This is a genomic window from Pseudomonas aegrilactucae (assembly GCF_019168305.1).
GTDB classification, from domain to species: Bacteria; Pseudomonadota; Gammaproteobacteria; order Pseudomonadales; family Pseudomonadaceae; genus Aquipseudomonas; species Aquipseudomonas aegrilactucae.
The window spans coordinates 1-3,231 of sequence record NZ_JAHTBI010000165.1 but is presented as its reverse complement, the minus strand read 5'-3'; the positions used below and the strand labels follow the sequence as shown (position 1 = coordinate 3,231).

Below are 3,231 nucleotides of genomic sequence, written 5' to 3'. Positions count from 1 at the left end.
GGTTCGTGGATCGCACTCGAAAGACCAGTACCGTCATCATGCGCCTTCCCATGGAAGCCGATGGTGTTAGCGCTGCTGGCCGCCGACCGGGTCAGCTTCTCGCCATACGGCTTGTAGTTTTCCCTCCACAGCAGATTGCCTGCCGGGTCTGTAGCGGCCAACGGGCTACCAGAAATGTCGTTGTGGAAGTAGGTCACGGTGTCGGCAATGGCAGAGTTGGTCATCGTCAGAGCGAGTATCATCGCACCGACCTTCCTCCCCAGTTTCTTCAAAGCGTCCATGCAGAGTTCTCCTTTGTACTCGCTCATGGGCTCACCCGCTGTGCAATGCGCTTGTCACCCAGGTACAGATATTCGGTCAACCTGGCGCCATCCAGTTCGATCAGTTGCTTGCCCTTGGAATCATGCATCTCGTAGACCTTGGCACTTGCTTTGGTCACGCTGCTGCGGTGGTTGAGACCGTCGTAGCTGTACTCGACCTTGCTTGCCGGGTTTGCGCAGTTGATGCATACCAGATTAGGTACGCCGTCATAGGTGTAGGTCGTACCCTGGCTGCTGCTGATATTGCCGTAGGCGTCATAGCCGTAGCTGCCGGCGCGTAGGCCGCTGACGGCGCTCAGACGGTTCTGTGCATCGTAGCTGTAGTTCAGGGTGGACGAGCCGAGCGTCTGCTTGAGAATGTTGCCGCCGCCGCTGTAGGCGATGCTGCCTTCACCCCAGAAGCCGGCGACGTTCGTCAGGCGGTTGATGTTGTCGTAGCCCAACGTGCGATTGAACGCACTGTCAGTGGTGTCGCGTATCGTCAACAGGTTACCGGTACCGTCATAGGTGTAGCTGCTGTCCAGATACAGACTGCCCCCAGTTTTCTGGGTACTGAAAGTTGCCGGCCACAGGCGCGGGTTCTGCCCGTACTGGGTTACCGTGCCGTTGGCATAGGTGATCTGCTGGATAAGCCCACTCGGCCAGTATTTGATACCGCTGACATAGCCGCTGACGATTGTCGGGCGGCCGAGGGCATCAGGGGCGTAGTTCACCGCTCGGCCAGATTGCGGGTAGGTCACGCTACTGAGCTGGTCCAGACCGTTGTAGGCGTATTTGGCGGTGAAGCTTTTGCCGTCGAGTGCGAGCGTTTCCTGAATCAGGTTGCCGGCCGCATCGTAGGCGAAGCTGCGATTGCCGCCGGTTGCGTTGCTGGTCAGCAGTTTGCCGGTCTTGTCATAGGTATTGGTCACGGCAGGCGTGGTGCCTGGGTACACCACCGAGATGAGGCGGTTCTGGCCATCGTACGTATAGCGAGTGATACCGGAGGTGCCAACGGCACGCGTGGTCATGTTGCCGGCGATATCGCGACCGTAGGTTGTCACGCCGGTTTCCGGGTTGGTGACGGAGACCAGGTAGCCGTTGGCATTGTAGGCATAGCTGCGTGTAAGGCCGGCTTGGCTCACGGCAGTGACCTGATCGCGGGTATTGCGGGTGAGGGTCACGTTAGCGGCCGGGTCGGCTGCGGCAATCGCCATCAGGTGTCCTTGCTCCGGGTCACCGTAGATCCTGTAGGTGGACTTGGTGACCTTGCCGCGCTCATCGGTAACGGCCTTGGTGCCGGGGCCGTAGACGGTGGTCTGGAAGGTGCCGTCGGCGTTGGTCACACGCGTGACGCGGCCGAGTGCATCGTATTGATAGCGGGTACCCGTTGCGGCCCCAGGATGTGAAACAAAGGTGCGGCGACCCAGCGCGTCGTATTCGTAGCGCGTTGTAATGCCACCAAGTGTCACGCTGGCTATTCGGCCGAACGGTTCGTATCGGGTGGTTTCAATCAGCGCACCACGGCTGGCAATCTGGCTTGTTGGAGTGTAGGTGATGGTCTTGACGACGCCCGAAGGTGGTGTCATAGACTTCACTCGGTTGAGTCCATCATAGGTGTAGCGGGTGAGTTTGCCTTCGCCGTTGGTTTCGCTGGCGATGTTGCCAGCATTGTCGACTACGCGGGCCAGGCTGATGCCTTCTGGCTGTACTTCGGCTTGCGGGATGCCGCGCTTGTAGTTGCTGTAGGTATAGAGGCGATTACCCGGCTCCGTCTTACTGGCGAGGTTGCCCTGTGGATCATAGGTGTAGCGCGTTACTACACCATCGCGATTGATCGCCAAGACTTTGCCCTTGGTGTCAAAAGTACGAGTGACAGAGCTACCGGGAAAGGTTTCATCTTTGAGGCGACCGATAATCCATTTGTTGGGATCGTTGTAATAGGTCATCGTCGTGGTACGACTGCCACCATTTGGTCCGGATTCACTACGCGTGCCTGGATTACCATAGATATCGTAGTTTTTATACGTAGTGGTGTATACCGCGCCCTCAGAAGTAATGATCTTGGTCGCTACATCGGCAGCCCAGACTTTTTTATCGGACACTAGACCGCCATCAATCAGGATATACCAAGACCCGTCAACTTCACGCGGTGAATACGTGTAGGATTCGCTACTGCCGTCAGGCCGAGTCAGCCCAATCAACTGGCCAACTTTCCACGCATTATTTTCATAGGGAAGCGGCGGAAGGGGCCCCGAGATTTTGTTTTTTATTTTATGACCTGCGGACATGAACGTATATAGTGTTGTCCCTTCCGGTCCCACCATGCGGGTAGTGTCAAGCTGCCCAGCTTCTCCACGGGTATAGTCGTAGTTCCATTCCCCGCCAGTGGAAAGCGTTCGCTTGACGATGTGTTCGCGACGAATATCCATCGGGTAGACAGCTGTGTTTCTACCTACAGCGGATTGGAGGCTTTTTCCGATGTTCATGACGCCATATTGATACTTCACGCTTCCGCCGGTTGGAAAGGTGATTCCAATAATCTTGCGCGCGGCCAATGTGTCAGGTGTCAAGGGCGTGATGGTTTCTACTGCATACATACCTGTAGTTTTGAAGGGGCCTGCCTGATAGTGGTATTGCCAGCGTTCTCTTGTCGGAAGTGTCACGGTGGCAAGCGTTGCGGAGTTGTTGGCGTCTGCAGTGAGATAGGCGTACGTCCAAATATTACCCGCTGTGTCCGTGATCGATTCTAAACGAGAGGATTTTGAGTTGTACGAAAGCGTGACAGTGCGTCCGTCACTCGACGTTATGCGGGTTAATAGTCGTGCTTTCTCGTACCTGCTATCCGGTTCCCGGATGCCGCGGGGACCATACATGGTCGAGGGAAGGGGGAGAGGGGTGGTCGAGGTACTTCTAGTGTCCTGTCTCAGAT

2 protein-coding genes are annotated in these 3,231 nt (G+C 56.5%); both read right to left on the bottom strand.

The window, feature by feature from the left end:
- A partial coding sequence (locus KUO17_RS26280) for an RHS domain-containing protein (protein WP_217978461.1) occupies positions 1–281 on the bottom strand: 281 nt, incomplete at its 3' end.
- A 23-nt stretch (positions 282–304) separates the two neighbouring features.
- Positions 305–2,899: an RHS repeat domain-containing protein gene (locus KUO17_RS26275; protein WP_255263816.1), complete on the bottom strand. Its 2,595-nt coding sequence runs from the start codon at positions 2,897–2,899 to the stop codon at positions 305–307.
- Positions 2,900–3,231: the final 332 nt, after the last annotated feature.

Bases quoted from the DNA above. Each gene is read 5' to 3' on its own strand.
- KUO17_RS26275 (WP_255263816.1), bottom strand. From the start codon at position 2,899: ATGTATGCAGTAGAAACCATCACGCCCTTGACACCTGACACATTGGCC.